This is a genomic window from Epibacterium ulvae, from assembly GCF_018678075.1.
Lineage (GTDB): Bacteria > Pseudomonadota > Alphaproteobacteria > Rhodobacterales > Rhodobacteraceae > Epibacterium > Epibacterium ulvae_A.
Window position 1 is genome coordinate 16,500 of the sequence record NZ_JAHHIR010000101.1, and the last position, 26,670, is coordinate 43,169.

At 57.2% G+C, this 26,670-nt stretch carries 28 protein-coding genes; 5 read left to right on the forward strand and 23 right to left on the reverse strand.

Going from position 1 to position 26,670, the window contains the following annotated elements; genetic code table 11:
- Window positions 1-50: 50 nt before the first annotated feature.
- The 5 genes from KMP13_RS20875 to KMP13_RS19600 form a co-directional block, all read right to left on the reverse strand.
- Window positions 51-173, reverse strand: coding sequence for a hypothetical protein (locus tag KMP13_RS20875; protein ID WP_285895575.1), 123 nt, complete (start codon window positions 171-173; stop codon window positions 51-53).
- 133 nt (window positions 174-306) lie between these two features.
- Window positions 307-2,397, reverse strand: coding sequence for an ATP-dependent DNA helicase RecG (gene recG, locus KMP13_RS19585; protein WP_215267717.1), 2,091 nt, complete (start codon window positions 2,395-2,397; stop codon window positions 307-309).
- Entirely contained in the window at window positions 2,394-4,637 is a 2,244-nt protein-coding gene (ligA, locus tag KMP13_RS19590; protein WP_215267718.1) for an NAD-dependent DNA ligase LigA, read from the reverse strand. The genes recG and ligA overlap by 4 nt, the downstream gene beginning before the upstream one ends.
- Before the next feature lie 135 nt (window positions 4,638-4,772).
- Window positions 4,773-5,492 (reverse strand): response regulator transcription factor CtrA, encoded by a 720-nt coding sequence (gene ctrA / locus KMP13_RS19595; protein ID WP_215267719.1) that lies wholly within the window; start codon window positions 5,490-5,492, stop codon window positions 4,773-4,775.
- A gap of 118 nt (window positions 5,493-5,610) precedes the next feature.
- Window positions 5,611-5,889: a DUF1153 domain-containing protein gene (locus KMP13_RS19600; RefSeq protein WP_215267720.1), complete on the reverse strand. Its 279-nt coding sequence runs from the start codon at window positions 5,887-5,889 to the stop codon at window positions 5,611-5,613.
- 151 nt (window positions 5,890-6,040) lie between these two features.
- Between KMP13_RS19600 and mnmA the strand changes: the two genes are divergently transcribed.
- Window positions 6,041-7,186: a tRNA 2-thiouridine(34) synthase MnmA gene (gene mnmA / locus KMP13_RS19605; protein WP_215267721.1), complete on the forward strand. Its 1,146-nt coding sequence runs from the start codon at window positions 6,041-6,043 to the stop codon at window positions 7,184-7,186.
- A 7-nt stretch (window positions 7,187-7,193) separates the two neighbouring features.
- Here mnmA and lpxB read toward each other — a convergent pair whose 3' ends face one another.
- From lpxB to pyrH, 13 genes are all read right to left on the reverse strand, one after another.
- The gene (gene lpxB, locus KMP13_RS19610) at window positions 7,194-8,357 is read right to left on the reverse strand and encodes a lipid-A-disaccharide synthase (RefSeq protein ID WP_215267722.1); all 1,164 of its coding nucleotides are present in this window, start codon (window positions 8,355-8,357) and stop codon (window positions 7,194-7,196) included.
- Entirely contained in the window at window positions 8,354-9,142 is a 789-nt protein-coding gene (locus tag KMP13_RS19615; protein ID WP_215267723.1) for an LpxI family protein, read from the reverse strand. The genes lpxB and KMP13_RS19615 overlap by 4 nt, the downstream gene beginning before the upstream one ends.
- 3 nt (window positions 9,143-9,145) lie before the next feature.
- The gene (gene lpxA, locus KMP13_RS19620) at window positions 9,146-9,931 is read right to left on the reverse strand and encodes an acyl-ACP--UDP-N-acetylglucosamine O-acyltransferase (protein ID WP_215267724.1); all 786 of its coding nucleotides are present in this window, start codon (window positions 9,929-9,931) and stop codon (window positions 9,146-9,148) included.
- Between the two features lie 5 nt (window positions 9,932-9,936).
- Window positions 9,937-10,401, reverse strand: a complete 465-nt coding sequence (fabZ, locus tag KMP13_RS19625) for a 3-hydroxyacyl-ACP dehydratase FabZ (protein WP_215267725.1) — start codon at window positions 10,399-10,401, stop codon at window positions 9,937-9,939.
- A 78-nt stretch (window positions 10,402-10,479) separates the two neighbouring features.
- Entirely contained in the window at window positions 10,480-11,088 is a 609-nt protein-coding gene (locus KMP13_RS19630; RefSeq protein WP_251363969.1) for an OmpH family outer membrane protein, read from the reverse strand.
- Between the two features lie 7 nt (window positions 11,089-11,095).
- Window positions 11,096-13,483 (reverse strand): outer membrane protein assembly factor BamA, encoded by a 2,388-nt coding sequence (gene bamA, locus KMP13_RS19635; protein ID WP_215267726.1) that lies wholly within the window; start codon window positions 13,481-13,483, stop codon window positions 11,096-11,098.
- Between the two features lie 152 nt (window positions 13,484-13,635).
- Window positions 13,636-13,764 (reverse strand): hypothetical protein, encoded by a 129-nt coding sequence (locus KMP13_RS20880; RefSeq protein WP_285895576.1) that lies wholly within the window; start codon window positions 13,762-13,764, stop codon window positions 13,636-13,638.
- Window positions 13,765-13,871: 107 nt separating this feature from the next.
- Window positions 13,872-15,221 (reverse strand): RIP metalloprotease RseP, encoded by a 1,350-nt coding sequence (gene rseP, locus KMP13_RS19640; protein ID WP_215267727.1) that lies wholly within the window; start codon window positions 15,219-15,221, stop codon window positions 13,872-13,874.
- Between the two features lie 4 nt (window positions 15,222-15,225).
- Complete coding sequence (dxr, locus tag KMP13_RS19645; protein WP_215267728.1) at window positions 15,226-16,398, reverse strand: 1-deoxy-D-xylulose-5-phosphate reductoisomerase; 1,173 nt, start codon at window positions 16,396-16,398, stop codon at window positions 15,226-15,228.
- Window positions 16,399-16,427: 29 nt separating this feature from the next.
- Window positions 16,428-17,207: a phosphatidate cytidylyltransferase gene (locus KMP13_RS19650; RefSeq protein ID WP_215267729.1), complete on the reverse strand. Its 780-nt coding sequence runs from the start codon at window positions 17,205-17,207 to the stop codon at window positions 16,428-16,430.
- A complete protein-coding gene (locus tag KMP13_RS19655; protein ID WP_215267730.1) occupies window positions 17,204-17,944 on the reverse strand; it encodes an isoprenyl transferase in 741 nt (246 codons plus the stop codon). Before KMP13_RS19655 ends, KMP13_RS19650 begins: the two co-directional genes overlap by 4 nt.
- 9 nt (window positions 17,945-17,953) lie before the next feature.
- Window positions 17,954-18,517, reverse strand: a complete 564-nt coding sequence (gene frr / locus KMP13_RS19660; RefSeq protein WP_215267731.1) for a ribosome recycling factor — start codon at window positions 18,515-18,517, stop codon at window positions 17,954-17,956.
- Between the two features lie 156 nt (window positions 18,518-18,673).
- Window positions 18,674-19,423, reverse strand: a complete 750-nt coding sequence (gene pyrH / locus KMP13_RS19665; protein WP_215267732.1) for a UMP kinase — start codon at window positions 19,421-19,423, stop codon at window positions 18,674-18,676.
- Window positions 19,424-19,555: 132 nt separating this feature from the next.
- Between pyrH and miaA the strand changes: the two genes are divergently transcribed.
- Complete coding sequence (miaA, locus tag KMP13_RS19670) at window positions 19,556-20,419, forward strand: tRNA (adenosine(37)-N6)-dimethylallyltransferase MiaA (RefSeq protein WP_215267733.1); 864 nt, start codon at window positions 19,556-19,558, stop codon at window positions 20,417-20,419.
- Window positions 20,420-20,547: 128 nt separating this feature from the next.
- On the forward strand, window positions 20,548-21,357 hold the full coding sequence (locus tag KMP13_RS19675) for an AraC family transcriptional regulator (protein ID WP_215267734.1): 810 nt from the start codon (window positions 20,548-20,550) through the stop codon (window positions 21,355-21,357).
- On the opposite strand, the gene KMP13_RS19680 is transcribed toward KMP13_RS19675, so the two are convergent.
- Both KMP13_RS19680 and KMP13_RS19685 read right to left on the reverse strand, forming a co-directional pair.
- Window positions 21,358-21,729: a hypothetical protein gene (locus KMP13_RS19680; protein WP_215267735.1), complete on the reverse strand. Its 372-nt coding sequence runs from the start codon at window positions 21,727-21,729 to the stop codon at window positions 21,358-21,360.
- Window positions 21,730-21,906: 177 nt separating this feature from the next.
- Window positions 21,907-22,491 (reverse strand): lytic transglycosylase domain-containing protein, encoded by a 585-nt coding sequence (locus tag KMP13_RS19685; protein ID WP_215267736.1) that lies wholly within the window; start codon window positions 22,489-22,491, stop codon window positions 21,907-21,909.
- A gap of 255 nt (window positions 22,492-22,746) precedes the next feature.
- Between KMP13_RS19685 and ssb the strand changes: the two genes are divergently transcribed.
- Window positions 22,747-23,283: a single-stranded DNA-binding protein gene (gene ssb, locus KMP13_RS19690; RefSeq protein ID WP_215267737.1), complete on the forward strand. Its 537-nt coding sequence runs from the start codon at window positions 22,747-22,749 to the stop codon at window positions 23,281-23,283.
- Window positions 23,284-23,402: 119 nt separating this feature from the next.
- On the opposite strand, the gene KMP13_RS19695 is transcribed toward ssb, so the two are convergent.
- Window positions 23,403-24,032: an NAD(P)-dependent oxidoreductase gene (locus KMP13_RS19695; RefSeq protein WP_215267738.1), complete on the reverse strand. Its 630-nt coding sequence runs from the start codon at window positions 24,030-24,032 to the stop codon at window positions 23,403-23,405.
- A gap of 144 nt (window positions 24,033-24,176) precedes the next feature.
- Here KMP13_RS19695 and KMP13_RS19700 point away from each other — a divergent pair, with 144 nt between their 5' ends.
- The gene (locus tag KMP13_RS19700) at window positions 24,177-24,761 is read left to right on the forward strand and encodes a TetR/AcrR family transcriptional regulator (protein ID WP_215267739.1); all 585 of its coding nucleotides are present in this window, start codon (window positions 24,177-24,179) and stop codon (window positions 24,759-24,761) included.
- Between the two features lie 32 nt (window positions 24,762-24,793).
- On the opposite strand, the gene aroB is transcribed toward KMP13_RS19700, so the two are convergent.
- Complete coding sequence (gene aroB / locus KMP13_RS19705) at window positions 24,794-25,897, reverse strand: 3-dehydroquinate synthase (protein WP_215267740.1); 1,104 nt, start codon at window positions 25,895-25,897, stop codon at window positions 24,794-24,796.
- The gene (locus KMP13_RS19710; RefSeq protein WP_215267741.1) at window positions 25,897-26,484 is read right to left on the reverse strand and encodes a shikimate kinase; all 588 of its coding nucleotides are present in this window, start codon (window positions 26,482-26,484) and stop codon (window positions 25,897-25,899) included. Before KMP13_RS19710 ends, aroB begins: the two co-directional genes overlap by 1 nt.
- Window positions 26,485-26,670 lie beyond the last annotated feature (186 nt).

The window sequence follows — 26,670 nt, forward strand, 5'->3', positions numbered from 1 at the left end:
CAGGTGTTGTCGGCAGGGGACGCAAGGTCAGGAAAACTCTAAAGCGGTGCTCACATAAGCGACGGCAGGTGCAGCGCGGCCACTAGCATGACAACCAATGCTGCCGCGCCCAAGGCGTCCTGCAGCAAGGTGCGGTGTGTATTTTCAACGGTCTGTTTCAGCTGTGCAATCATCGGTGCCTCCACTTGGTGTCAATCGCGCTCTACGTCGCTGTGTTGCCACTTTGTTCTCACGATTCCAGATTCGAGTAAAGAACTTTATGAGAACATTTACGTAGACGATGAGAACACGCGTGGAACGGATGGCCTAACCCACGGAAATCAAACGGATTGCCTGGTCCTGCTTCATCAACCACAAAAGAACACGCGCGGCCTTCCCACGTTCTGATTGCAGGCCGGGGTCTTGTGCCAACAGGGTTCTGGCGTCGCTTTGGGCGACTTCCATCAGATCGGATTGCTGTTCCAGATCGGCAATTTGGAATCGCGGCAGACCTGATTGTGCCGTTCCGATCATGTCGCCAGCCCCGCGCATTTGCAGGTCAGTCTCGGAAATTTTAAAACCGTCCTCGCTTTCGCGCAAAACCTCCAACCGTTTGCGGCCATTTTCGCTGAGCGGTGCTTGGTACATCAACAGGCAGGTGGATTCCGCGCTGCCCCGCCCGACACGCCCGCGCAACTGGTGCAGCTGCGCCAAGCCAAAGATCTCAGCCCGTTCGATCACCATGATAGTGGCGTTGGGCACGTTGACGCCCACCTCGATCACGGTTGTCGCGACCAGGACCTGGGTATCACCGCGTTGGAAGGCCGCCATAGCTGCGTCTTTTTCGGCCGCTGGCATCTGCCCATGCACCAGCCCCACAACGCCCTCACCCAATTCCGCGCGCAGCTGTTTGAACCGCTCCTCTGCGGCAACCAGATCAACCACTTCGGATTCTTCCACCAAGGGGCAGACCCAATAACACTGACGTCCTTCGGATATGGCGCGCCGCAGGTGACCCACAACTTCGCCCACCCGCTCGGTGTTCACAACTGCAGTCTTCACCGGTTTGCGCCCCGGCGGTTTCTCATCCAGAACCGAGACATCCATATCGCCATATTGCGCCAAGGCAAGCGAACGCGGGATCGGCGTGGCGGTCATCACCAGCACATCGGCTCCCTGGCCTTTTTCCGCCAGCTCCAACCGCTGACGCACACCAAACCGGTGTTGTTCATCCACGATAGCCAACCGCAAATCCTGAAAGCCCACGTCCGATTGAAACACCGCGTGGGTCCCGACCAGAATGTGAATGTCACCGCGCGCCAATGCGGCGAGCTTTTTGCCGCGTTCTTTTCCCTTGTCACGCCCAGTCAGGATTTCCACAACAACGCCTGCCGTCTCGGCCAGCGGTTGCAATCCCTCCAGATGTTGGCGCGCCAAAATCTCAGTCGGAGCCATCAATACACCTTGCCCGCCTGCTTCAACTGCGACCAGCAAAGCCATGAAAGCAACCAAGGTTTTCCCGGACCCCACATCCCCCTGCAACAGGCGGTTCATGCGGTGTGGATCGGCCATATCCTTTGCAATCTCATCAATGGATCGCGCCTGTGCATTTGTCGGCTGATAGGGCAAGGCCAGCAAAACACGCCGCTGAAGCGCACCGGTTCCCAGCGAACTTAGCCCGCGTTGTTTACGCTCCGTCTGGCGTGCGAGGGCCAAGGTCAATTGATGTGCAAGCAGCTCGTCATAGGCCAGACGAACCCGCGCCGGGTCATGTGCAGACACCGCCTCCAAGGATTGCGGCGTATGGCCGAGCCGCATTGCGGTGTCCCAAGCCGGCCACGCCTTGCTTTTTTGCAAAGACGGGTCAATCCATTCCGCAAGCTCCGGCAAACGTTGCAAAGCACCCTGGGCGGCTTTGAACATCGTTTTCTGAGTAACGCCTTGGGTCAGATGGTACACAGGTTCGAACCCTGGGATGCTGTCGGCTTCCTCCACCGGCAGCATATGGTCCGGGTGCACCATCTGCGCGGCGCCATCGAACAGCTCGATTTTGCCCGATACCACCCGCCGGGATCCTTCCGGAAGCTGTGCCTCCAAATAGCGGCTACGCCCGTGAAAGAACACCAATTGGAAATCGGTCTGCGCATCGGACACCGTGATCCGATACGCCCCGCCTCTGTTACGTGCGGGTTGGTGACGCCCAATTATGACCTCGACCGTCACCACACCGGGAAATTCCGCGCCTTGTATCGTATCTTTCTTTTGTCGGTCCACAACGGAATATGGCAACGAAAACAAGATATCACGCGGCGTTTCCACACCGATCTGACCAAAGGACTGCGCGGTTTTCGGACCGATTCCCGGCAGTGTTTCCAAATCCGCAAACAGCGGAAACAGGATCTCTGGGCGTCCGCTCATGCTTGACCAATCAACGCCAGCCAGCTGTCCTCATCCATGGTTTGGATGCCCAAATCAGCCGCCTTTTTCGCCTTTGATCCCGCCCCTGGACCGGCGATCAAAATGTCTGTCTTTTTCGAGACCGAGCCTGCGACCTTGGCCCCCAAGGTTTCGGCCCGTGCTTTGGCCTCGGCGCGGGTCATCTTTTCCAAGGTGCCGGTGAAGACAACGGTTTTTCCGGCAACCGGACTATCCGCAGTCTCGGCCTGTTCCGCATTTTCAATTGTCAGCTTGCCGACCAACCGGTCAATGGCGGCCCGTTCCTCAGCAATGCTGAGCGAATCTGAAAGCGACAGACCCAGAACGGGACCGATGCCATCCGCATCGATCAAATCAGACCAGGCAGTCGCTGCGTCAGCCGGAACCGCACAGGCCGTGACGGCTGCGTTCCGGGTATCCGTGATCTTGGCGCGACGCCCTTCGGTACTTGCTGCGTGACGCTCAACTTCAACCGCTTCGTCCCCCGCACGATGGGCCAAAGCAGCCGGTCGCGTCAGATCCAGCGCCGCTGTTAGCGCATCCCAGCTTCCGTAATGCAGGGCGAGATCGCGCGCGGCCACCTCTCCGGCATGTCGAATACCCAGGGAGAAAATAAAGCGACGCAAAGGGATGAGACGCTTTTCTTCAATCGCCTCAAAGAGGTTGTCGGCGGATTTATCGCCCCAGCCTTCCTTGTTCTTCAACTGCTGGAGGCCAGATCCAAAGTTTTCTTTTAGATCAAAGATATCTGATGGTTCTTTAATCCATCCATCTGCATGAAACTGCTCAACTTGTTTGGCCCCAAGCCCTTCGATGTCAAAGGCCGCGCGGGAGACGAAATGTTTTATTTTCTCAACAGCTTGGGCGGGGCAAATCATCCCGCCACTGCAGCGGCGAATTGAATCACCCTCTTCCCGTGTTGCCGGGCTTTGGCATTCAGGACAGACCATCGGAAACTCATAAGCCTGCGCATCGTCTGGACGTTTGCTCAGGTCGACATCGGCGACTTTTGGGATTACGTCACCGGCGCGGTAGATTTGGACCCAATCCCCAACACGGATGTCTTTGCCCTCGCGGATGACCTGCCCTTTGGAGTCGAAACCGGCAATATAGTCTTCGTTGTGAAGTGTTGCGTTCGACACGACGACCCCACCAACGGTGACCGGGGCCAATCGCGCGACTGGGCTGAGCGCACCGGTTCGGCCGACTTGAATATCGATGGCTTCCAGTCGTGTCCACGCAAGCTCGGCCGGGAATTTATGTGCAATTGCCCATCTCGGCGTTGTCGCACGAAAGCCGAGCCGTTCTTGCAAGCTGAGATCATCGACCTTGTAGACGACCCCATCAATATCGTAGCCCAACGTTGCCCGCTGCGCCTCGATATCTTTGTAATGTGCGATCAGCGCATCGACCGACGAACACAGTCGGGTCAACGGATTGGTTTGAAAGCCAAAGTCGGAAAATCTCTGAATCGCTTCAAATTGCGTTTGCGCCAGCGGTTCGGAGAGTTCACCCCAAGCATAGGCAAAGAAACGCAAAGGTCGGGATTTGGTGATCGTCGCATCCAACTGGCGCAGACTGCCGGCCGCTGCATTGCGTGGATTGGCAAAACTCTTGTCACCCGCAGCCGTCTGGCGCGCGTTCAAGGCGGAGAAGTCTTCGTGGCTCATATAGACTTCGCCGCGCACTTCCAGAACCTCAGCCGCGTTTTCAATGACTTGTGGGATATCAGCGATCGTGCGGGCGTTCGCGGTCACATTTTCCCCGACACTGCCATCGCCGCGGGTCGCGGCCTGCATCAGCTGCCCATTTTCATAACGCAACGACAGGGACAGACCGTCGATTTTGGGTTCTGCCGTGAACCTAAGGGGCACATCCCCAGTCAGACCAAGGTATTTCCGGATGCTTTTGGCGAAGTCCGCGACATCGCCATCCTCAAACGCGTTGCCAAGGGACAGCATCCGCACCGCGTGCTGGACCTTTTCAAAGCCACTGCTGACCGGTGCGCCGACAGTTGTGGACCGGTTGGACAGGGCTGCCAAATCCGGAAACGCATCTTGCAAGGTTTCGAACTCGCGGCGCAGCGCATCGTAGTCAGCGTCTGAAAGTATCGGCGCGTCATTCTGGTGATAGGCCAGATCCGCCGCATCCAATTGTGCTTGCAGCTCCAAAAACCGCGCTTTTGCAGTTTCTGGCGACAGATTTCCGATCGTCTGGCTCATCTGCGATCCCCTTTCGTTCTTATGAACAGGTGATAGGGCGCAAATTCGGTCAGGTCGAGTAAAAAACAAAAAGCCCGGGGTGATCCCCCGGGCCATTGCAATCAAGCGCTATTCGGGCGCCAAATCCTCTTCCCTTCAGGCGCCAACGGCCATCCGGTTGTCATCCAAGATTTGGTTTTCCTGCGGGTCCCGCAAAACGTAGCCACGCCCCCAGACCGTTTCGATGTAGTTTTCGCCACCTGTTGCGGTGCTCAATTTCTTGCGCAACTTACAGATGAATACGTCGATGATCTTCAGTTCCGGCTCGTCCATACCGCCATAAAGGTGGTTCAGGAACATTTCCTTGGTCAGTGTGGTGCCTTTGCGCAGGGACAGAAGCTCCAGCATCTGGTATTCCTTGCCGGTCAGGTGAACAGTCTTGTTGTCCACTTCAACCGTTTTGGCATCCAGGTTAACCGCGATTTTTCCGGTCTTGATGATCGACTGCGAATGCCCTTTGGAGCGGCGAATGATCGCATGGATCCGCGCCACCAGCTCTTCGCGATGGAAGGGCTTGGTCAGGTAGTCATCTGCGCCGAAGCCAAAACCTTTGATTTTGTTTTCAGTGTCATCCGCGCCTGACAGGATCAGGATCGGTGTTTCAATTCGGGCCATACGCAACTGGCGCAGTACCTCGTGGCCATTCATGTCTGGCAAGCCAAGATCCAACAGGATCAAATCGTAATCGTACAGCTTTGCGAGGTCGATCCCTTCCTCACCCAGATCCGTCGTATAGACGTTCAGGTTCGCATGTGTGAGCATCAATTCGATGCTTTTTGCCGTGGTTGGATCATCCTCGACCAGAAGAATACGCATATGAAGTTCTCCGCCTGTATCTGTTTCCCTCAGGTTGAATTAACCGTGATGCAAAAAGGTTAACGCGTCGTTACCATAATTGTGAATTCTTAAAATTCAGGTACGACAAATTTTTTTTCTACTGTTTTCTGAACTTTTTAAGCTGCGTGGTTTTCAACGCCTCTTCGCCGTGGTCCGCAACGGCTGCGATCCAGCTGCGAAACTCCTCTTCGCTCAGGTTGTAACGGCGCAGCGCTTCTGATTGCGGCAATAGCCCATACAACACCCCACGCACCACCGCCGCCTTGCGGGAGGCGACCCACCGGCGTGTGGTTTCTGGCGGAAGATCCGCCCGCGTCATAACAGTCCCGTCTGGAAGGGTAACAGCACGAGGTCCGTCCACTTTCTTTAAAAACATGGCCCTATCCCCTTACGGATATTCATAGTTCTGGTCCGAAGGGAAAGTTCACAGCTTAGGTTTAACGATACATGAACCACGCCCCTTGAGAGTCGTTAGGATTTTCCTATATTCTGCGACGCCTGCCCCCTTGACCTAAAGGAGTCGCCAAATGGCGCTGGATACCGATCACCCTGTGAACCTTTTGGGGTTCGCCAAACCGCCCTCGGAAACCCGAGTGGTGGTTGCCATGTCGGGCGGCGTCGACAGCTCCGTAGTGGCAGCTTACCTTGCAGATCAAGGGTTTGACGTGGTTGGCGTCACCCTGCAGCTTTATGACCACGGCGCCGCATTGGTGAAAAAAGGTGCCTGTTGTGCGGGCATCGATATCCACGATGCACGCCGAGTCGCCGAGGAACGGGGATTCCCGCATTACGTTCTGGATTATGAGAACATTTTTAAAGATGCGGTGATTGATGAGTTCGCGGACAGCTATTTGGGCGGCGCGACGCCGGTTCCCTGCATTCGTTGCAATGAACGGGTGAAATTTAAGGACCTGTTGGAAACCGCCAAAGATCTGGACGCCGACTGCATGGCTACTGGACATTACATCCAGCGCATGGATGGGCAAAACGGGCCGGAACTTCATTGTGCCGAGGATGCAAATCGCGATCAAAGCTATTTCCTGTTCTCCACCACACCGGATCAATTGGCATATTTGCGCTTTCCGCTTGGCCATTTGCCGTCCAAAGACGCAACCCGCGAATTGGCGGCGCAATATGGTCTGGCGGTTGCAGACAAGCCCGACAGCCAGGACATCTGTTTTGTGCCCGACGGCAACTATGCCAGCGTGATCGAGAAGCTGCGCCCTGGCGCTGCGGAACCTGGCGACATTGTACATGCAGACGGCCGCGTGTTGGCCGCGCATAACGGTGTCATCCACTATACCATCGGTCAGAGGCGCGGCCTGGGCATCGGTGGGCTCAGCGAGCCGCTCTATGTGGTGAAGCTGGATGTGGACAAGAAACAGGTCGTTGTCGGCCCCAAAGACCTGCTGGCCACCCGCAAAATTCCCGTGCGTGAGATCAACTGGCTGGGTGATGAGCCTTTCATGTCGCGCAAAGAATGGCATCTCAAGGTCAGGGTACGGTCCACACGTCCACCTCGCGAGGCGATCATCCGCCCGATTTCCGAGACCGAGGCCGAGGTTGAACTGATGGTGGCCGAGGAAGGCGTCTCCCCCGGTCAGGCTTGTGTGTTTTATTCAGGCGAAAGCAGCCGCATCTTTGGCGGCGGCTGGATTTGGCGCGGCTATTAAATGTGCATTATGCAGGCAGGCGGTGCAAAACCGCCTGTGCCGCGCGAAGCCCCGGTGCTTCACCACCCTGGCCCAGACGCTCCATTGTCAGCGCCATAGCGTCCAATTGTCCGTTGGGGTTTGATAACACGGCGCTGAGCTGCGCGGTGATCTGATCTGGCGCGCAGGCAGGACCAAGACATTCAGGCACTACACGGGTGTCGCTGACCAGATTGACCAAGGTCACAGTGTCGATCAGCGCCATACGCTTCATGAGCTGCCAGGTGAGCCATTTGAATGTATAGGCAATGACCATGGGCGTTTGTGCCTGCGCCAGCTCCAGTGACACGGTGCCCGACGCTGCAAGCGCCAGATCCGCACCGGCAAAGGCTGCGCGCTTATGCGCCTTGGCGGTCTCGGCATCCAAGAGGTTGGGATCCACAAGCACAGTATTTCGCGGCCAGTTTTGCAGATTTTCCCGCACCAGCTGCGCCACGGGCGCGGCGGCTGGCACAACCACACGCATGTCGGGGTGTTGCAGAACAAAATTCTGCACCGCCTCACCAAACACCGGAGCGAGCCGACCGACCTCTGACCGGCGTGATCCGGGCAAGGCCACCAGATACGGCGCATCGCCGAGGTCGAACGCCGTGCGAAAGGCGGTAATCTCGTCCGATGTGGCCAGTGGCTCATTCACCACGGGGTGACCCACAAAGTCACAATCCATCCCAGCGGCCTGCATATAGGGCGGCTCAAACGGTAAAAGCGCCAGAACATGGTCGATGCATTGGGCCATCTTGGTCGCGCGTTTCGGCCGCCAGGCCCAGACCGACGGGGCCACGTAGTGCACTGTGCGCACATCCGAGGCCTCTTTCACCAGTTTCGCGACCCGCAGGGAAAAATCCGGGCTGTCGATGGTGATCATCACATCGGGCTGGCTGGCAATGACTGCTTCGGCGGTTTCCCGAATACGGCGTTTCAGGTGGCGATACTTGGGCAGCACTTCGGCGATGCCCATGACCGACAACTCGTCCATAGCAAAGCGAGAGACCAGCCCCTGTTCTTGCATCAACGGACCGCCAATTCCGTCAAATGTCACGCCCGGCGCCAAGTGTTTCAACCCCGCCATCAAGGCGCCGCCCAATCTGTCTCCGGAGGGCTCACCCGCCAGGATAAAGACCCGAAGGCTCACGATGCCCGCACCCAGAAAAACAGGCTCAGACGGTCGCAATTGGCAATCACCTCGGCCCGGTCCAGGACAATCACGCCGCCGGCCTCGATCACAATGCCAGAGAGTTTGGCAGACGCGGCTGCGACAACGGTGTCGGGCCCAATGGTGGGTAGATCCGCGCGGCGATCCTGGCCGGGTTTGGGCGCTTTGAACAGCAAACCACCCTGCCCGTCTGGCCGTTCGACCAGGCTTTGTAGCATCCAATCGGTGCCAAAGGCATTTTCCACCGCAATCACCTGATGGCTGCGAACGGCGCAGGACTGGCCCACATCGACTGCGGCCATTGCTCCCACAACCGCAGCACCCCGTGCGGCGTCAGGTTTATCAAGCTCGCCCGGCTGGACCTTGGTGTAGACCCCATCGGTCATCAACAGATCAGGCGCAATCTCATGCGCGGCGCGCACGGTGAAACCCGCGTCTTCCATCACCAAGATGATCGCGCGCAGGGCTCCGTCGTCCCCTTGGGCCAAAGCGGCTTGTAGGATCGGGATCATGGGCAAGGTTGCAGCGTCGATTGCGGCGGGATCCACCGACGGGCGGCTGACAGCGCCCGCCATGCAGATCTCAGTCACACCGCGATTTTTCAGCTCAGCCAGAAAACTGCCAAGCTGTTCAAAGCGAAAGGTCAGATCAGGCTGAACCTCATCCGGTTCCGAGCCCAGCATCGCACAAACCAACGGCTGCACCGGCAGATTTGCAACGATTTCGCGCGGCAAAGCCCCGCGCCCAGCGATAAGCGCAATCATGGTCTAGCCTCCCGGCGTAAGGAAGGAACGATCAGACACGCCGGTGATAAAGGCGACGATCTCTTCGACATAGGCGCTGTCGGTTTCATCCCCCAAGCGGCGAGCGCGTTCCTGGAAGGTGCCCTCACCCTGCGCCAACATCTGAAAAGCAGCCCGCAACGCGGTGATATCGGCGCGTTTGACACCGCGACGTTTCAATCCAACAAGGTTCAGGCCGTCCAATTCACCGCGTGGCGCCTGCACTAGACCATAGGGGATCACGTCATTGGTCACCATGGTCACGGCGCCAATAATCGCGCCACGCCCGATGCGAACCCATTGGTGAATGCCAGACAGACCGCCGATGATCACGTCATCTTCCAGCACACAATGGCCGGCGACAGCCGCTGAGTTCACCACGATCACCCGATCGCCAACCTGCGCGTCATGCGCGATGTGACACCCGGCCATTAACAGACCGTCATCGCCGATGCGCGTTACGCCACCGCCACCTTCGGTGCCGGCATTGATGGTCACATGTTCGCGGATACGGTTGCGCGCACCGATCACGGTGCTGCAGGTCTCACCCTTGAACTTCAGATCTTGCGGGATCTCACCAATGACCGAGAAGGAGAAAACAACCGTGTCTTCGCCAATCTTGGTGTCACCGGTGATCACGACATGCGATTTCAAAACCACCCGTTCGGCCAGTTCGGCCTCGGCTCCTACGATGCAGAACGGGCCGATTTCACAGCCGTCACCGATTTTGGCACCTGGTTCGATAATGGCGCTGGGGTGGATGTTTGTCATCGCGATTACCCTTCCTGACGGTCGACCATTGCGGTGAAGTCCGCTTCGGCTGCGACCTCACCATCAACGGTTGCAACACCGTGGAATTTGAAAATCTTACCGCCCATTTTACCGCGTGTGGTGGTTACGTTCATTTCCAGAACGTCACCGGGCACAACTTTGCGGCGGAATTTACATTTGTCGATGTTCATGAAGTAGATCAACAGCTCAGTGTCGATCATATCCATGCCAACGCCCAGCATCACACCAGCCGTCTGCGCCATGGCTTCGACAATTGTCACGCCTGGCATGATCGGGGTGCCGGGGAAATGGCCCTGAAAATGCGGCTCGTTCATGGTGACATTCTTGATGCCGCGCGCAGAGCTGTAGCCATCGATGTCCACGACTTTATCAACCAGAAGAAAGGGATAACGATGCGGCAGGATCCGCTGGATCAGGTGGATATCGGCGCTTTTGAGATCGGCGGTCATGGGAATTGCGTCCTGTTTTTCTTGGTGACTTGGCATGTGGGTAACAAGGGATGGAGCTTTGAGCAAGCGGCAGCGGGCTTATTTGCCGCTATCCTCAGACGGGCGCCCATCGCCCAGAATGGCATCGACACGTTGGACCGCTAGTTGGGTAATATCAGCGGCCTCGGCGCTGAGCAGCACTGAGGATTTCTCCAAAATCGCCCCGGCACCTGCCTCACGCATGATTTCTTGCAGGATGGGCAACGAGACCGCGAGGAATTCGCGCCGCGCATCTTCGCCCATACGGTTTATTTCTTCCAGCTTGGTGTCCTGGACCCGCCGGATTTCCTGCACCTTTTGGTCAAACGCATCCGCAAGACGGCGAAAGTCATCAGGTGCCATGGATTTGCGACGTTCGGTCAGCTCTTGTTCTTCGGCGCGCAGTTCAGCTTCGATCCGACGGTTTTCAGCGGTCAGAACCGCGCCTTCGGCTTCGATTTCCTGGGCAACACGGCGGCCAAAGGCGCTTTCGTTGAACATCACGTCGGAGCGCAAGGTCAAAACACCGCTGAGGGGCACACCAAACTGGGGTCGCTGCCCCTGTGGCAGACCGGGCGCAAATGGCGCGGACTGGGCCCATGCAAGATCAGAGGCGGCCCCCAAAAGGACCGCCCCAGACATCACAAAAGCTGTGACATGTTTCAGCATCAACAAGTTAGAACCGCGCTTGCAACGTCAGGTCAAAGTTGCGTTCTTGGTCAAACTCTTCGCTCGAAATCGGCTTGGAGAAGTTGAACCGCAGCGGGCCAATGGCTGTTGTCCACAAGAGAGAGAAACCGATAACATGACGATAGGAGCCTTCACGGCCAACAATTGTTCCACCTGATGTATCAACATCATTCAGCCCCCAGACGTTGCCGATGTCGTAGAACAGGCCACCGCGCAGACCGAGTTCTTCGGGCAGACCCAGCGGGAATTCCGCGTCAAACCGGGCAACCGCAAAGTAGTTTCCGCCCAAAGAGTCCGTGTAGCTGGTTCCGTTCGAAGACGAAATATCCCTAGGGCCAATACCGTTGGGGTCAAAGCCACGTAGCTGGTTCGGGCCCAGCAAGAAACGATCCGTCGTCCGGCTGAAATCACCGCCCTGCCACTGGAAGGCACCTGCCTCTACCGTGGCCCGCAGGGTGACTTCTTCGTTAAAGATCCTCTTCTCGGCCACGATCCGAGCGGTGCTTCGGATGTATTCAGAATCCCCACCCAGACCAGCATAGTCAGCGCCAACTTCGAACAGGAAGCTGCGCGTCGGATCAATCTCTTCCAGACGGCTGTCAAAGGTATAAGTAAACCCAACCGAGCTGGCAGCACGTTCGCCAAAGCCGATTTCATTGCTGATCACAGGACCGGACACCGGATTACCCAGGCTATCCTCACCACGCGATTGCAGTTCCGTGTTGTCCCAAGTGTAGCGCAGGCTCAGATTGGAGTATCCATTGAGTGCAAAGCTGATCGCCGGGCTAAAGAACACACGTTCGGTGTCATAAGACGCAAAGCTGGAGTCTGAAGTGGCAAGACCAAAGTCCAGATCCAGCTGCAGATCCCGGCCCAACAGATGTGGCTCGGTGAAGCTGACAGAGTATTCTTGGTTTTCTTCGGCGGTCGACAAGTTCAGCGACAGACGCTGGCCACGACCCAGGAAGTTGTTCTCGCTCAAGCCCAGAACAACGCCGATACCATCTTCGGCGGAGAATGCACCACCGATGGACAGCGAGCCGGTTGGCTGCTCGACCACGTCGACATCGACAATAACCTGATCTTCGGTCGAACCTTCCCGCACATCCACATTGGAATCGGAGAAGAACCCAAGGGCACGGATACGTTCGGCCGTTTCACGAATTTCACGAGGGTTATAGGGGTCGCCCTCCGCGGTGCGAAACTTCTGGCGGATCACCCGGTCCAGCGTCGTGGTGTTGCCTTCGATATCGATCCGCTCAACAAAGATCCGTGGCCCGCGTACCAGGGCAAGCTCCAGATCCAGGGTCAGATCGCGGTCGTTGCGCACGATACGTGGTTCAACTCGCATAAAGTCGATGCCCTGACGCACGGCCAGGCGCTCCAACTTGACCATCTCGGAGTCAACCAACGCAGGGTTATAGACCACACCCGGCTTCACACGAATGGCGCGTTGATAATAATCCGCGTCGGCTTCGGGAATTTCGCTGACAACCGAGACATTGCCAAACTTGAACTGCTGACCTTCGGTCACATCAACCACCAGGAACACGCCATCGCGTTCCGGGGTCAGTTCGGCATTGGCGCTGTTGACGCGGAAATCCACGTAGCCACGGGACAGATAGAAGTCACGCAGCACCTGCTTGTCGAACTCAAGACGGTCCTGAACAAGCGTATCGCGGTTGATAAAGGTCCTCAGGAAGTTCGCCTGCTTGGTCTCAAGCACGCGGCGCAAACGGCGGTCCGAGAATTGGCGGTTGCCCACAAAGGAGACGCGCTCAACTTCGGTGGTGTCACCTTCGGCGATTTCAAACACCAGATCGACACGGTTGTCGCTGCGGCGGATGATGCGCGGCGTCACTTGCGAAGCGATCCGACCACGGGCGCTGTAGAGCTCTGCGATCAAGTCCGCGTCCCGTTCGGCGGTCTCTGGGTTGAACACACGGCGTGGCGCGGATTCGACGATTTCACGCAGCGCGTCGTCTTTCAGGCGTCGATTGCCCTCAAACGCGATCTGGCTGATGGTCGGGAATTCGGTGACTTTGATCACCAGCGTATTACCGCTTGGGACCAGTTCGACCGTCTCAAACACACCGCTGTCCAGGATGCGCTGGTAGGCGTCGTTCAGCTCGCCTGCGGAGACTGCACTCCCCTGCTCCAATCCGGTATAGGCAACGATGGTCGAGGTCTGGATCCGTTGGTTCCCCTCCACCCGAACGTTGTTAAACTGGAAGCTTTGCGCTGAAACAAAGTTGGGCGTTGCGGCCAAACCAAGCGCCACCGACAATGCCACCGCAGATACGTTGCGGAACAAAATGTTGGAGCGTTTAACCCCTCCCACACAGGATGTTCCCGCCGAAAAACCCCTTGCCATCTCTCAAACCCAATTATCACTGCTTTTAAAAAGTGCGTATCGGGTTTGAAAGCCGTTGTCAAAACTAACCAAACATTAACCCGCTTTCGCGGGTCATTTGTTTCGTATTTACGTCTATGTAGGGAACTTGCGCGCGGCCCCTGCCGGGCCGGTCAGTGGGATCCGGCGAAATATGCGGCCACTGTCAGGGAAATGGCAATTGTCAGAACCCAGACAAACCGATCCATATTGAGGCGTAGCAGTAGGTCAAAGCCACGGTATGAAAGTGCTGCAGTGCTCATGTGATCCCCGATTCCCATTCGTCCTTTGGGTATTAACAAAGGATAAACCGACAATAGGGCAAGAGTGGGGCAGCCACCGGGCCGCCACACTCGAAATTACATAATGGTTAACAGAAGATATCGTTACCCAGGGCAAAGACCATCATCGACAGAACCATCGCAATTCCAACCGTCATTAGAATCTGCAACGCACGATCATGCGGCGGCCGGCCAACCACGGCCTCATAGGCGTAAAATACCAGATGCCCGCCATCCAGTGCAGGCACCGGAAAGAGGTTCATCAGACCAACCGCAGTTGAGATAATTGCGATAAACCGCAGGAAGCTTTCGCCGCCTTGTTTGGCCATGGATGACGAGGTCTCGGCAATGCCAATCGGGCCAGACAGGTTGCAGGTGCTGATGGCACCGGAAATCATATGCTTCAAACCGGACAGCGACATCTCGATCACCGCATAGACCTGGCGCACACCGCCCCAAAGCGCATCGGTGAACCCCATAGATTCGGTTGCGGGATCAAACGCCATGCCGCCGACAATGCCAATCCGCCATTGGGTGGCAAAACCGCCGTCTGGTTGCGGCTCGTCGGTAGCGCGTGGTGCCAGTGCGAATTCCATCGTCTGACCGTCGCGCCAGATGTCCAGCAACAGCACTTTGCCCTCTCCGCCTTCGACCAGCTCTTTCAGTTGCGAAAACGCATAGATGGGCTGTCCATCGACACCAGTGATCACGTCGCCCGACTGAATGCCGATGTCAGAGGCCGCACTGCGCGGCGCGATCGACCGCACGTAAGGCGGCGACAGAACCGGGCCTGATACTTCTTGAACGGCGCCATCACGGCGGACGGTATAGGTCAGGTGATCACCAACGGGCAGCGCTTCCGTAAAGCTGCTCCAGGCGGCGCTGTCGCTAAAGGACGGCACCGCTTGGCCTGCAATTTCAAGGATTTCATCGCCTTCTTGCAGCTCGTTCTGAATGCCGGGCAAAGGCACGACCGAGCCAACACCCAAGGGTTCGCGGATGGTGCCTTCGGACAAAAGAATGGCGCAAAAGATGATGGCCGACAGGATAAAGTTAAAGACCGGACCAGCCGCCACCGTGGCACTGCGCGCCCAAAGCGGGGCGCCATGCATGGTGCGGCGCATTTCCACGACGTCGCCTTCGGCGGCGGCCATCGCCTCTTCGTCTTTGCCAGAGGCGGCATTGGCATCGCCCAGGAATTTCACATATCCGCCAAACGGCAGCGCGGCGATCTGCCAGCGGGTGCCCCGTTTGTCCATCCGGCTCCACAACACGGGACCAAACCCGAGCGAGAAAACCTCAGCATGGATGCCAGACCAGCGGCCAACGATGTAGTGGCCATATTCATGTACCGCCACAATCACCGACAGCACCGCAACAAAGGTGACAATTGTGAAAGCCAAGCCGCCAACCTGGGGCAAAAATCCAATGACGTCCAAAATCTTATCCTATCCGTTCCGGCGCAAGGTCATCCACCGCCCTACGCGCGAGATGGTCAATGCGCAGCACGTTATCAAGGGTCATTGGGGCATCAATGAGGCCACTTTCGCCATCCATACGCTCCATCACCGCAGCAACGACATGTGACATATCGAGAAAACCCAATTTCTTGGCAATGAAGTGATCCAATGCCCGTTCTTTGGCCGCGTTAAACACAGCGCCCATCAAGCCGCCACGCTCCATAACCTCATAGGCAAGGGCAAGGGCCGGGTAGCGTGCGGCCTCGGGCGCTTTGAAGGTGAGGCTTGCCACTTTTGCCAGATCCAACCGCTCAACCGGGAGATCCTGCCGCTGTGGCCAATGCAACGCATAACCAATGGCGTGGCGCATATCCGGCGCGCCAAGATGCGCCATCATCGCCCCGTCGCGAAAACCAACGATGGAATGGATCAGCGATTCCGGGTGAACGATGACTTCGATCTGCTCGGGGCGCACGCCAAAGAACTCACGGGTTTCAATGACTTCCAACGCCTTGTTGAACATTGACGCGCTGTCGATCGTGATCCGCTGCCCCATATTCCAATTTGGATGGGACGAGGCTTGCTCCACCGTGGCCGCGGCCAGTTGGTCCAAGGGCCAATCGCGAAAGGCACCGCCCGATGCCGTGATGATGATACGCTCCACCGCTTCCATGTCTTCGCCGACAAGACCCTGGAAAATCGCCGAATGCTCGCTGTCGACCGGAAGGACGGTTGCCGCGTTGCGCTGCGCCGTTTCCATCAATAGCTTGCCTGCGCAGACCAGCGATTCCTTGTTGGCCAGCGCAAGGGTTGCGCCCTGCTCCAGCGCGGCCAAACCCGGTTTCAAACCTGCCGCACCCACGATGGCGGACATCACCCAGTCTGCGGGACGGCTTGCGGCTTCCACCAGCGCTGCTTCGCCAGCGGCGGCCTCGATACCGGTGCCCGCCAATGCATCGCGCAAAGCGTCAAGTTGATCAGGAAAGGCGGTTACGGCGATCTTGGCGTTCAGCTCAATCGCGTTTTTGGACAGCTGCGCGATGTTTGTGCCGCCGCTTAGGGCTACCACATCATAGGCGTCAGGTGCGCGGCGGATCAGATCGATGGTGTTCTGACCAATCGAGCCTGTGGCTCCGAAAATGGATAGTTTGCGCATCGTCAAGCTCCGCCCTTATTCACGCGTGGCTATAGGTTCGCCAGTGCAAACAGCCCCAGGAACAGGGCCGAAGCACCAAGCATACCATCAAATCGATCAAACAGCCCGCCATGTCCCGGGATCAGCGCACTGGAGTCCTTGACCCCGCGCTGCCGTTTCAGCGCGCTCTCCGCCACATCCCCGGCCTGACTGGCCATGGAGATCAGAACCGACAGCACGATCAGGAAAATACCGTGATCCAGCGGTCCTGTGAACACGGCCCCAACCAAAGCCGCAGCCACCCAACCGGCGGACGTGCCGGACCAGGTTTTCTTGGGGCTGACACGTGGCCAGAATTTGCGCCCGCCAATGATTTTACCTGCGAAATATCCGGCTACGTCGGTCGCGACCACAACACAGACCAGCCACAACAGCCAATCGACGTTCAACGCATTGCGCAGCCAGACAAAGCCGACCCCCGCAAGCATGATCCAGATCCCGAACAGGCTCAGCGGTTTGGCAAATTTCATCCGATCTTCAATCGCCAGGATCACAATTGGCAACAATAGCACCGCCACGGCCAACAGAACTGGCAAAAAGGTCGACGCAAAGAACGCCAGTCCCGCAATGGTGCCCAGTTTGACCGCGCGCATGCCCTGCCCGGGCCAATACATCGCCGCCAGTTCCCAGAAAATACCGCCACAAATCAGCGCGATAACAGCGTTAAAGACTATCCCACCGCTCAAGATGGCAATCGCCGCAATCGCAAGCATCACCAAGGCAGAGATAAAACGCGGCCAAAGATCGGCCCAACGCGACGAACCGGTCATGTTTTCACCGCACCAAATCGCCGGTCACGCTTGCCATAGTTGGTGCACAGACGTCCCAGTTCTTCCTTGGAGAAATCCGGCCACAGCGTGTCGATGAATTCGTATTCTGCATAAGCAGACTGCCACAAAAGAAAGTTGGAAATCCGCGCCTCACCGCTGGTACGGACCACCAGATCAGGGTCCGGCAGGACATGCGTATCGAGATAGCGCGGCAGCGTTTCTTCATCGACCTTTTCGGGATCCAGCTTGCCCGCTGCAACATCCTGCGCCAGACGTTTGGTGGCACGGGCGACTTCATCGCGGCCACCGTAGTTCAAGGCGATTGTCAGATGGGTGCCATCATTGCCTGCGGTGTTGCATTCCAACTTGTCCATCAGATCGATCAGCTTGGCATCCAAGCGCACCCGATCACCAATAAAGCGCACCCGAACATTCTGGGCCGCAAGCGCATTCATTTCTTTGGAAATATAACGGCGAAACAGACTCATAAGGCCGGCAACTTCAACCTGGGTTCGTTTCCAGTTTTCCGTCGAAAAGGCAAATATAGTAAGGTATTTGACCCCCAAATCGGGGCAGCACTCAACAATTTCACGGACTCTCTTGGCACCGGCATGATGCCCAAACAGCCGGGGCCGACCGCGCGCTTGCGCCCATCGACCGTTGCCATCCATAATTATAGCAACATGACGCGGGCCCGGCCTGTCGCCGGATCCCGCATTCGGTTCACTCACACCCATGCTCTGGTCTCAGACCTGCATGATTTCGGTTTGCTTGTTCTCTAGCGCATCATCGACGGCTTTGATCATTTTGTCGGTCAGGTCCTGCACTTCGGCTTCCCAGAACTTTTGATCGTCCTCGGACATGCCGTCGGCTTTGGCCTTCTTGATCTGATCCATGCCGTCCCGGCGCACGTTGCGCACAGAAACCCGCCCGTGTTCGGCGTATTGGCCGGCCACTTTGCTCAGCTCGCGACGGCGTTCTTCGTTCAGCTCCGGGATCGGTAGCATGATGATGGTGCCGTTGAGCTGTGGGTTGATCCCCAATCCAGATTCGCGGATTGCTTTTTCAACTTTTCCAACAAGGCCCTTGTCCCAAACGTTAACCGTCACCATCCGTGGTTCCGGCACGTTTACGGTGCCCACCTGGTTGATCGGCGTCATCGAGCCGTAGGCATCAACCATCACCGGGTCCAGCATCGATGCGGACCCCCGACCGGTCCGCAAACTTGCGAATTCGGTCCTAAGGTTGGCCATCGCGCCATCCATACGGCGTTTCAGGTCATCTGTATCCAGTTCAAAATCGTCAGACATTCTGCTCTCCCCTGCTTTGAGGCGGTCTGTTCAAGCCTCTTACGCCAAAGGCACATGAATGTATAGCGATCATGCGACTTGGGGCGTTGTTCTCAATGTATAAAAACACGCCGAAGACCGGCGTGCTTTGTCAAATTTCGTCTCAGGACCAGCTGATTAATTGTGGACCGTGGTATAGGTGCCCTGCCCGGCCAGGATCCCTTTGAACCCGCCCGGCTCATCCAGCGGGAACACGATGATCGGCAGGTTGTTGTCCCGCGCCAGCGCAATGGCAGAGGCATCCATGACCTTCAAGCGTTTTGCCAGCACATCATCATAAGACACGTGATTAAAGCGCACCGCGTCGGAATGCTCCTTGGGGTCTTTGTCATAAACGCCATCGACGCCGTTCTTGCCCATGAAGATCGCTTCGCAAGCCATTTCATTTGCACGCAAAGTCGCCGCAGTATCGGTTGTGAAATAGGGGTTACCGGTGCCCGCTGCAAAGATACAGACCCGTTTCTTTTCCAGGTGACGCACCGCGCGGCGGCGGATGTAGGGCTCGGCCACCTCATCCATGCGGATGGCGGAGATTACCCGGGTAAAGACACCCTCGTCTTCCAGCGCGGACTGCATGCCCAACGCGTTCATGACCGTCGCCAGCATACCCATATAGTCGGCCGTGGTGCGTTCCATACCTTGCGCCGAGCCAGACAGCCCGCGGAAAATATTGCCGCCACCGATCACCATGCAGATCTCAACTCCCAAGTCGTGGACAATTTTGACTTCCTTCGCGATGCGTTGAACGGTCGGGGGGTGCAGGCCAAACCCCTGGTCGCCCATCAGCGCCTCACCTGAAATTTTCAACATGACGCGATTATATTTAACTGCCGAAGAGAAATCCGGCTGGTCCGAGGTAAGGGGCATGTTGCGCTCCACAAGATGTAGGGGTTAATTTGAGCGCAAAATGAAGCAATTCGCCGCGAGGATCAATGCGGTCAGTGGTTTCATTTCAGCAAAAACACGCAGATGCACAGGCATTGCCCAGGACAGCCCGACATGATGTTGCCCCAGACCGATCCAGACTTGCCAGTTCTTATCGCTGGCCCCACCGCGTCGGGGAAATCCGATCTGGCCTTACGATTTGCCGAGTCGCAAGGCGGCGTGGTGGTCAATGCCGATGCCAGCCAGATTTTCAACTGCTGGCGGGTGGTGACGGCGCGCCCGTCAATAGACGAGGAAAGCCGCGCGCCACATGCGCTGTATGGTCACGTGGAATTTGATCAGCCCTATTCTGCCGGGCATTGGCTGCGCGATGTGCAGGCTTTGCTCAAAACCGGGCAACGTCCGATCATTGTGGGGGGCACCGGGCTTTATTTTCAAACGCTGACCCGTGGCATGGCCGATATCCCAGCGACCCCGCCCGATATCCGACAAGAGGCCGACGCGCTGTCGCTGGACACTCTGCGCGATGGGTTGGACCCGGTCACCACCGCCGGGATCGACATGCAAAACCGCATGCGGGTGCAACGCGCCTGGGAGGTGCAGCGCGCCACGGGGCGCAGCCTCGCCGACTGGCAGGCCGATACCCCGCCGCCGACCTTGGACCTGGAGCATTGCACAGCGATTGTGATGCACTCAGACAAAGACTGGCTGGAACAGCGGATCCGGCAAAGGTTTGACAAAATGGTCGCCGCCGGAGCGCTGGAGGAGGTCGAGGCCATGCGCGACCGCTATGATCCCAAACTCCCTTCCTGCAAGGCGATTGGCGTGCCCGAGCTGATGGATTATGTGACCGGGGTGATCGATCTGGATACGGCCCGCGAACGCGCCTCTGTTGCGACCCGTCAATTTGCCAAGCGCCAGCGCACCTGGTTCAGATCCAAAATGTCCAACTGGGATGTGTTTCGCCCCGACAGCTGATGTGCGATCACGTTTCTGCGAGCATGCGGTCCGCCGCATGTCGACTAAATCCGAGTTCTTGCAAGAATCGATTTTTCATGTCGATGTGCATCCAATCAAGAAATACAAAAGAATGCCAACAGATTAGAATGCTTCCACCAACCTCTTCGCCTTCAGAGATCGAGGTCACAACCCTGTCCCAGCTGTCGCCCGTTGGCGCCTGGCAGGTGGAGCTGTGCCACGATCGCGCGCAGGATTTGGTGATTTGGCTCACACGCGGCCAAGGTCGGGTGCTGTTGGATGGCAAACGCCACGGCTTTGGCCCGCATAATCTATTCTACATTCCGGCCGGCGCGCTGTGGTCGCTTGATCTTGGGCGTCAGTGTATCGGCAGCTGTCTGTTTTTGCCGCGCAACAGCATGTCCGGCGCCGATCAGTCCGCGTTTTTTCTCCGGGTCAACGACAGTCAGGAACAGGCCTACATCAATTTCATGATCGAGCGCCTGCAACGGGAACAGCGCGAACAACGGGACAACTGGCCGGACGCAATGAAAGCGCTATCGCAGGTCCTGTTGATTGAGATTGAGCGTACTGCGGTCCAACAGAACAAGAAGACCCGCGCAACAGCCGCGCAACGTCTTAGCCGCGCCTATTGTGAGCGTGTGGCCCGGATGTTTGGCGATGGCGCAACAATGTCGGATCACGCGGACGCACTGGATGTGACCCCGACCCATTTGACCCGCGTGTGCAAAGCAGAGACCGGCAAAACCGCCGCAAATCTCCTGACGGAACGGCAGCTGCATTGCGCGCGATCCCTGCTGACCTATAGCGATGCGCCTATACAAGACATCGCCAATCGTCTCAGCTTTGGCAGCCCGGCCTACTTCACTCGGTTCATTTCGCAGCACACAGGCCTGACGCCAAGCCGCCTGCGCAAAGCGGCGCGTGCGACCACCTAATCAGCTGACCAAAAGCACCATGATCATCAACAGGTTGGACAGCGAGAACTGCGACACCTGCGGCAGTTTCTTGTGCAGGGGAATGGCCAGGATGGCCAGGCTTGCTGATGCGGCCGCCGCCAACAGACACAGGGCACCCACCACGTAGCCCAATGTATCTGCATGCGCCCCAAACGGCGCATCCGGCGCAATTGTCCCCTTTAGGCCAAAACCGATCAACATGCCCAGGACCATCCCGGCAACGATCCACTCAACCCGCAAAGACACAGAAGCCCGACGTGCCAAAACATCATCCACAATCTTCTGCGACGGAATCGCAGTTGGTTGCCAATGCATCTGGTTCAAACGTTGATCAAAGCTTCTTGCAGTCACGGTCTTTCTCCCACTTCTGCGCTAGATTTCATCAAATTTTAAGGCAACTTAATGGCAACCAAAGGCCGTTAACGCGACATTAACCCTGGTGAACAAATTGTTTACGGGATCCAAACAATGCACAGCCCACAGCACCGGCCCAAAGGCCGGAACCGCGCCAACTCCAAGGCAGGTTGATCAGCCGCCGAGGATCTTTTTCACATAATTTTTGGTTTCTTGATACGGCGGCACCCCACCATATTTCTCAACCGCTCCCGGACCTGCGTTATAGGCCGCAAGGGCCAGCCGCCAGGATCCGAACTTGCGATATTGTTGCGCCAGGTAACGGGCGCCGCCTTCCAAGTTCTGTTTGGGATCGGTTGGATCCACCCCAAGGGTTGCGGCCGTGGCTGGCATCAACTGCGCCAGACCAAGCGCTCCTTTGTGGGATCGCGCTGTGGGGTTCCAATTGCTTTCCTGTTGCACAAGCCGCAGGAACAGATCCTCTGGAATACCATTCTGGCGCGCAACGGTGCGGGCAATTTTCAGATACTGCCCACGATATTTCCCGGTATAGCGGAGATTTTTGGGTGCCAGATCAATTCTGTAGCTCTCGGGCTTCAAGCGATCCGAGCCTTTGTACTGGCTGGCCGCACGCCCGTCCAAGACCCGTGTATGGGCCGCCAGCAGATCACGTCTACTTTTGCTGGAAATGCTTTGCGCGACAGCCGTCTCTGCGACCAAAGCGCAAGCGACACTCGCCCCCACAAACATCATACGCATATTTGGCGCCCTGTTTCCCCACGAACCTATGCCAACTATAGACATTTTTGTGCAATTTTAAAGCCTGCAATAGTCAGTCGGCATATCATCGCCAAACACATATCCGAGACCCGATATCTCTCTTTTGCCTCTCAGTCGCTTTAATATGGGGACGCACAAAGATAGGATGGCTCAAACCGCGACGAAGGGGATTCGACGCGGGACAAGATTTACGCATCTCGTATGCACAGCTTAATGATAAAGGACACGACCAAGATGGCCGGATCTCTCAACAAAGTCATGATAATCGGCAATCTGGGCCGCGACCCCGAGGTGCGCAGCTTTCAGAATGGCGGTAAAGTTTGCAACCTGCGGATCGCCACATCCGAGACTTGGAAAGACCGCAACACCGGTGAGCGCCGCGAGAAAACTGAATGGCATTCGGTGGCGATTTTCACCGAAGGTCTGGTGCGCGTTGCAGAGCAATACCTGCGCAAAGGCTCCAAAGTTTACATCGAAGGCCAGCTGCAAACCCGCAAATGGCAAGACCAGAACGGCCAGGATCGCTATTCCACAGAGGTCGTTCTGCAGGGCTTTGGCTCGACCCTGACCATGTTGGATGGTCGCGGTGAAGGCGGCGGCATGGGTGGCGGCCAAGGTGGCGATAACTATGGCGGTGGCGGCCAAGGCGGCGGCTACGGCGGTGGCGGTGGCTACGACAGCGGCCCACAGGGCGGCGGCAGCGGATTTGGCGGCGGCTCCCAAGGTGGCGGCGCGTCCCATAACATCGACGACGACGAAATCCCGTTCTAAGCACCACGCTTTGAGATAATGAAACCCGCCGCAGCACCTCGCGGCGGGTTTTCTTATGCGCACCCCGATTTGACAAGCGCCGGATAACGCCTTGATTTCATGTCTTCTTGCGGGTTCACTCAATAAGACAGGCTCGGCGATTGATGCAGGAAATTCATACTGTCAATCTGACGCGCCATAAAGTCCGCCACATCCGCACGCCGTATTTTCAACGCCAATTTACCCCGCAACGCGCGCAGATCCCCCACATGGTATTCGCCGAGCGGATCACCGTCCTGAAAGGCACCGGGGCGCACAATGGTCCAATCCAGATCTGACTGTCGAACCAGCGTTTCCTGGCTGTGGTGATCGGCAAATGCCGCGCGCAGCAGCAGGCCAAACATCACCCGACGCCACCAGAAATTCAGCACCGGCTCACTGTCGCCAACGCCCATAGAAGATAGGCAAATCAACCGCTTAACGCCGGTATCTGACATGGCGTTCACAATAACTTCGGTCCCCTTGGTGCGAATTTCACCGCGCATACCAGCCCCAAGCGCACAGACAACCGCATCCTGACCATCGATCGCCTCGGCCACTTGCAGCGGGTTCAACACGTCCCCGCGCAGCATCGTGAGGCCTGCGGCCACGTCATCCTCAACCCATTGCCCGCTACGGGAAAACCCGGTCACCGCGTGCCCTTTGGCCAGCAGCGATTTGACCACATGCCGCCCGAGGCTGCCGGTTGCGCCAAATACGATCACTTTCATTTCACTCACTCCTTCGATCAAAATCATCCACAATTTGACAGAGTGCCCATTTACACGATGTCTATTTACACGATGTCTATTTACACTGTGTCCATTTACACTGTGTCAATTGACGCCGTGTAAACATTGAGATACATTGACATCATGTCAAGTGAAAAAAACGATACCCGCGAGAAGATCCTCACCGCCTGCTGGCAGCTGACCGAGGCCAACTTGGGCAAAGGCGTCCGCATGTCCGACATCGCCAAAACCGCTGGCGTGTCGCGACAGGCGCTTTACCTGCATTTCGAAAACCGCGCTGATCTGTTGGTCGCAACAACACGGTTTATCGATGAAAAACAGAATATTACCGGACGTCTTGAACCTTATCGCGCGGCTGAGACTGGCCGTGATAAGTTGCGAGAACTGGTGGTGTTTTGGGCCAACCAGATGGAGATTATCCAAGGCATGGCCCGCGCATTGTTGGCCTTGCGCGCCACCGATGCCGAGGCCAATGCAGCCTGGCAAGAACGGATGGAGGCCCTGCGCGCGGAGATTCGCCAGACCTTTGACCAGATCGAGCGCGAGGCAGATCTGGCACCGGGTTGGACCGTCGACAGTGCCACAAATTTGTTGTGGTCCGCCATGTCGTTTCAGGGATGGGAGCAGTTGAAACAGGCTCCGGATTTCAGCACCGAAGCCTATATTGCTGATATGTGGTGGTTGGCAAAACGCGGATTTCTAACCTGACGCCCGCTTAAAAAGGGCGTGGCGTCAGATGGTTAGACCGCGTCCTTCATCACCTGCACCACTGCATCGCGCGGCACATCTGCGGTCACAAAGGCCTTACCAATGCCGTGCGCCAGAATGAACCGCAGCTGGCCGTCGACAACCTTTTTGTCCTGCGCCATCAGATCTGCCAGCGCTTCGGCGTCCGGAAGCGTTCCATCGATATCACGCAGATCGGTTTTCATCCCCATCGCCTTGAGATGGGCACGCACGCGGCTGGGGTCTTCTTGGCTACAAAGCCCAAGGCGGGAGGAGAGTTCAAACGCCAAGGCACAGCCAATCGCCACCCCTTCGCCGTGCAGCAGACGGTTGGAATAACCAGTCGCCGCCTCTAGCGCGTGACAGAAGGTATGGCCGAGGTTCAACAGAGCGCGATCGCCCTGCTCTGTCTCATCCCGAGCGACGATATCGGCCTTCATGTGGACCGAGCGGGTGACGGCTTCGACCCGTTTTTGCATATCACCCGCGGCAAGCGCCGGGCCGTTGGCTTCCAGCCAGTCAAAGAATTCTGCGTCCCCGAGCAGGCCGTATTTCACGACCTCGCCGTATCCAGCGAGGAAATCGCGGGCCTCGAGCGTGCCCAAAACCGCGGTATCGGCCAGAACCAGCGCGGGCTGGTGGAACGCGCCGACCAGGTTTTTGCCGTGCGGTGTATTGATGCCAGTTTTGCCGCCAACCGAGCTGTCGACCTGGGCCAAAAGGCTGGTTGGAATTTGCACAAACCGCACGCCCCGGCGCAGCACCGCCGCCGCAAAGCCTGCAAGATCACCGATCACCCCGCCGCCAAAGGCGATAACAACATCATTGCGCTCCACTTTTTTGTCGAGAAGCCATTCCACGGTGCGGGTGAACTGCGGCCAGCCTTTGGTGCTTTCGCCTTCGGGCAGCGCCAAGGCTTCCATCTCAATCCCGGCTTCGGCGAGACCCGCGCGCAGGGCATCCAGATGCAGTTTGGCGACCGTCTCATCCGTCACCACGGCCACTTTTGGACGGCGCAGCAGCGGTAGAATACGCCCGCCGGCTTCCTTGATCAGACCGGGGCCGACAATGACATCATACGAGCGTTCGCCCAGTTCGACGTGAACCGTTTGTTCCATTACTTCCAATCCAAAACATCTGGGCGGGCGCGCAAGGCGTCCAGCACCCGATCTACCATCTCTTCGATTGTGCTTTTGCCGTCCGAACCGACCGAGATATCCGCCAACTCATAAAGCGGCACCCGTTTTTCATAAAGATCGCGCAGGGTTGCATGCGGGTCAGCCGTGCGCAGCAAGGGCCGCGTGTCGCGATGGCGCACCCGGTTCCACAGCACCTCAAGATCGGCTTGCAAACAGACAGCGACGCCAAAATCGGAGATATTGCGCCGGTTTTCCTCAGACAGAAACGCGCCGCCACCGGTGGAGAGCACGCCGCGCTCTTCTTCCAGCAGCCGCCGGATCACCATCCGCTCTTTTTCGCGAAAGAACGATTCGCCGTGACGCTCAAAAATTTCCGGAACGCTCATATTGGCAGCGCTTTCGATCTCATGATCGCTGTCGAGAAAGGGCACGCCAAGACGTTGAGCCAAAGCGCGGCCCACCGCAGTCTTACCTGCGCCCATCATGCCCACCATGACCACAGTCTTTTGCAGTTCACCGGGCTGCGCCGCTTCTGCAGGCGCCTCTTTGTGCTCTTTTTCGCTCATTCTTCCGTGAATGACGTGATATTCGTCAAAAGGCCATATATAACTTTTAGAAAAGATAATGAAGCAGGCAGAGCATATCCCATGGGGCGAATTTTCAAATACTTGTTTTATTTGGCGGTTTTGGCAAGCATTGCGCTGATTGCCTACGCCTATCTAGGTCCTTGGTTTGGGGCTGATTTCGGTGCA

Coding starts and splice junctions, on each gene's coding strand:
- KMP13_RS20875 (WP_285895575.1), bottom strand. CDS start 173: ATGATTGCACAGCTGAAACAGACCGTTGAAAATACACACCGCACCTTG.
- recG (WP_215267717.1), bottom strand. CDS start 2,397: ATGAGCGGACGCCCAGAGATCCTGTTTCCGCTGTTTGCGGATTTGGAA.
- ligA (WP_215267718.1), bottom strand. CDS start 4,637: ATGAGCCAGACGATCGGAAATCTGTCGCCAGAAACTGCAAAAGCGCGG.
- ctrA (WP_215267719.1), bottom strand. CDS start 5,492: ATGCGTATTCTTCTGGTCGAGGATGATCCAACCACGGCAAAAAGCATC.
- KMP13_RS19600 (WP_215267720.1), bottom strand. CDS start 5,889: ATGTTTTTAAAGAAAGTGGACGGACCTCGTGCTGTTACCCTTCCAGAC.
- mnmA (WP_215267721.1), top strand. CDS start 6,041: ATGGCGCTGGATACCGATCACCCTGTGAACCTTTTGGGGTTCGCCAAA.
- KMP13_RS19615 (WP_215267723.1), bottom strand. CDS start 9,142: ATGATTGCGCTTATCGCTGGGCGCGGGGCTTTGCCGCGCGAAATCGTT.
- lpxA (WP_215267724.1), bottom strand. CDS start 9,931: ATGACAAACATCCACCCCAGCGCCATTATCGAACCAGGTGCCAAAATC.
- fabZ (WP_215267725.1), bottom strand. CDS start 10,401: ATGACCGCCGATCTCAAAAGCGCCGATATCCACCTGATCCAGCGGATC.
- KMP13_RS19630 (WP_251363969.1), bottom strand. CDS start 11,088: ATGCTGAAACATGTCACAGCTTTTGTGATGTCTGGGGCGGTCCTTTTG.
- bamA (WP_215267726.1), bottom strand. CDS start 13,483: ATGGCAAGGGGTTTTTCGGCGGGAACATCCTGTGTGGGAGGGGTTAAA.
- KMP13_RS20880 (WP_285895576.1), bottom strand. CDS start 13,764: ATGAGCACTGCAGCACTTTCATACCGTGGCTTTGACCTACTGCTACGC.
- dxr (WP_215267728.1), bottom strand. CDS start 16,398: ATGCGCAAACTATCCATTTTCGGAGCCACAGGCTCGATTGGTCAGAAC.
- KMP13_RS19650 (WP_215267729.1), bottom strand. CDS start 17,207: ATGACCGGTTCGTCGCGTTGGGCCGATCTTTGGCCGCGTTTTATCTCT.
- KMP13_RS19655 (WP_215267730.1), bottom strand. CDS start 17,944: ATGGGTGTGAGTGAACCGAATGCGGGATCCGGCGACAGGCCGGGCCCG.
- frr (WP_215267731.1), bottom strand. CDS start 18,517: ATGTCTGACGATTTTGAACTGGATACAGATGACCTGAAACGCCGTATG.
- pyrH (WP_215267732.1), bottom strand. CDS start 19,423: ATGCCCCTTACCTCGGACCAGCCGGATTTCTCTTCGGCAGTTAAATAT.
- miaA (WP_215267733.1), top strand. CDS start 19,556: ATGATGTTGCCCCAGACCGATCCAGACTTGCCAGTTCTTATCGCTGGC.
- KMP13_RS19675 (WP_215267734.1), top strand. CDS start 20,548: ATGCTTCCACCAACCTCTTCGCCTTCAGAGATCGAGGTCACAACCCTG.
- KMP13_RS19685 (WP_215267736.1), bottom strand. CDS start 22,491: ATGCGTATGATGTTTGTGGGGGCGAGTGTCGCTTGCGCTTTGGTCGCA.
- ssb (WP_215267737.1), top strand. CDS start 22,747: ATGGCCGGATCTCTCAACAAAGTCATGATAATCGGCAATCTGGGCCGC.
- KMP13_RS19695 (WP_215267738.1), bottom strand. CDS start 24,032: ATGAAAGTGATCGTATTTGGCGCAACCGGCAGCCTCGGGCGGCATGTG.
- KMP13_RS19700 (WP_215267739.1), top strand. CDS start 24,177: ATGTCAAGTGAAAAAAACGATACCCGCGAGAAGATCCTCACCGCCTGC.
- aroB (WP_215267740.1), bottom strand. CDS start 25,897: ATGGAACAAACGGTTCACGTCGAACTGGGCGAACGCTCGTATGATGTC.
- KMP13_RS19710 (WP_215267741.1), bottom strand. CDS start 26,484: ATGAGCGAAAAAGAGCACAAAGAGGCGCCTGCAGAAGCGGCGCAGCCC.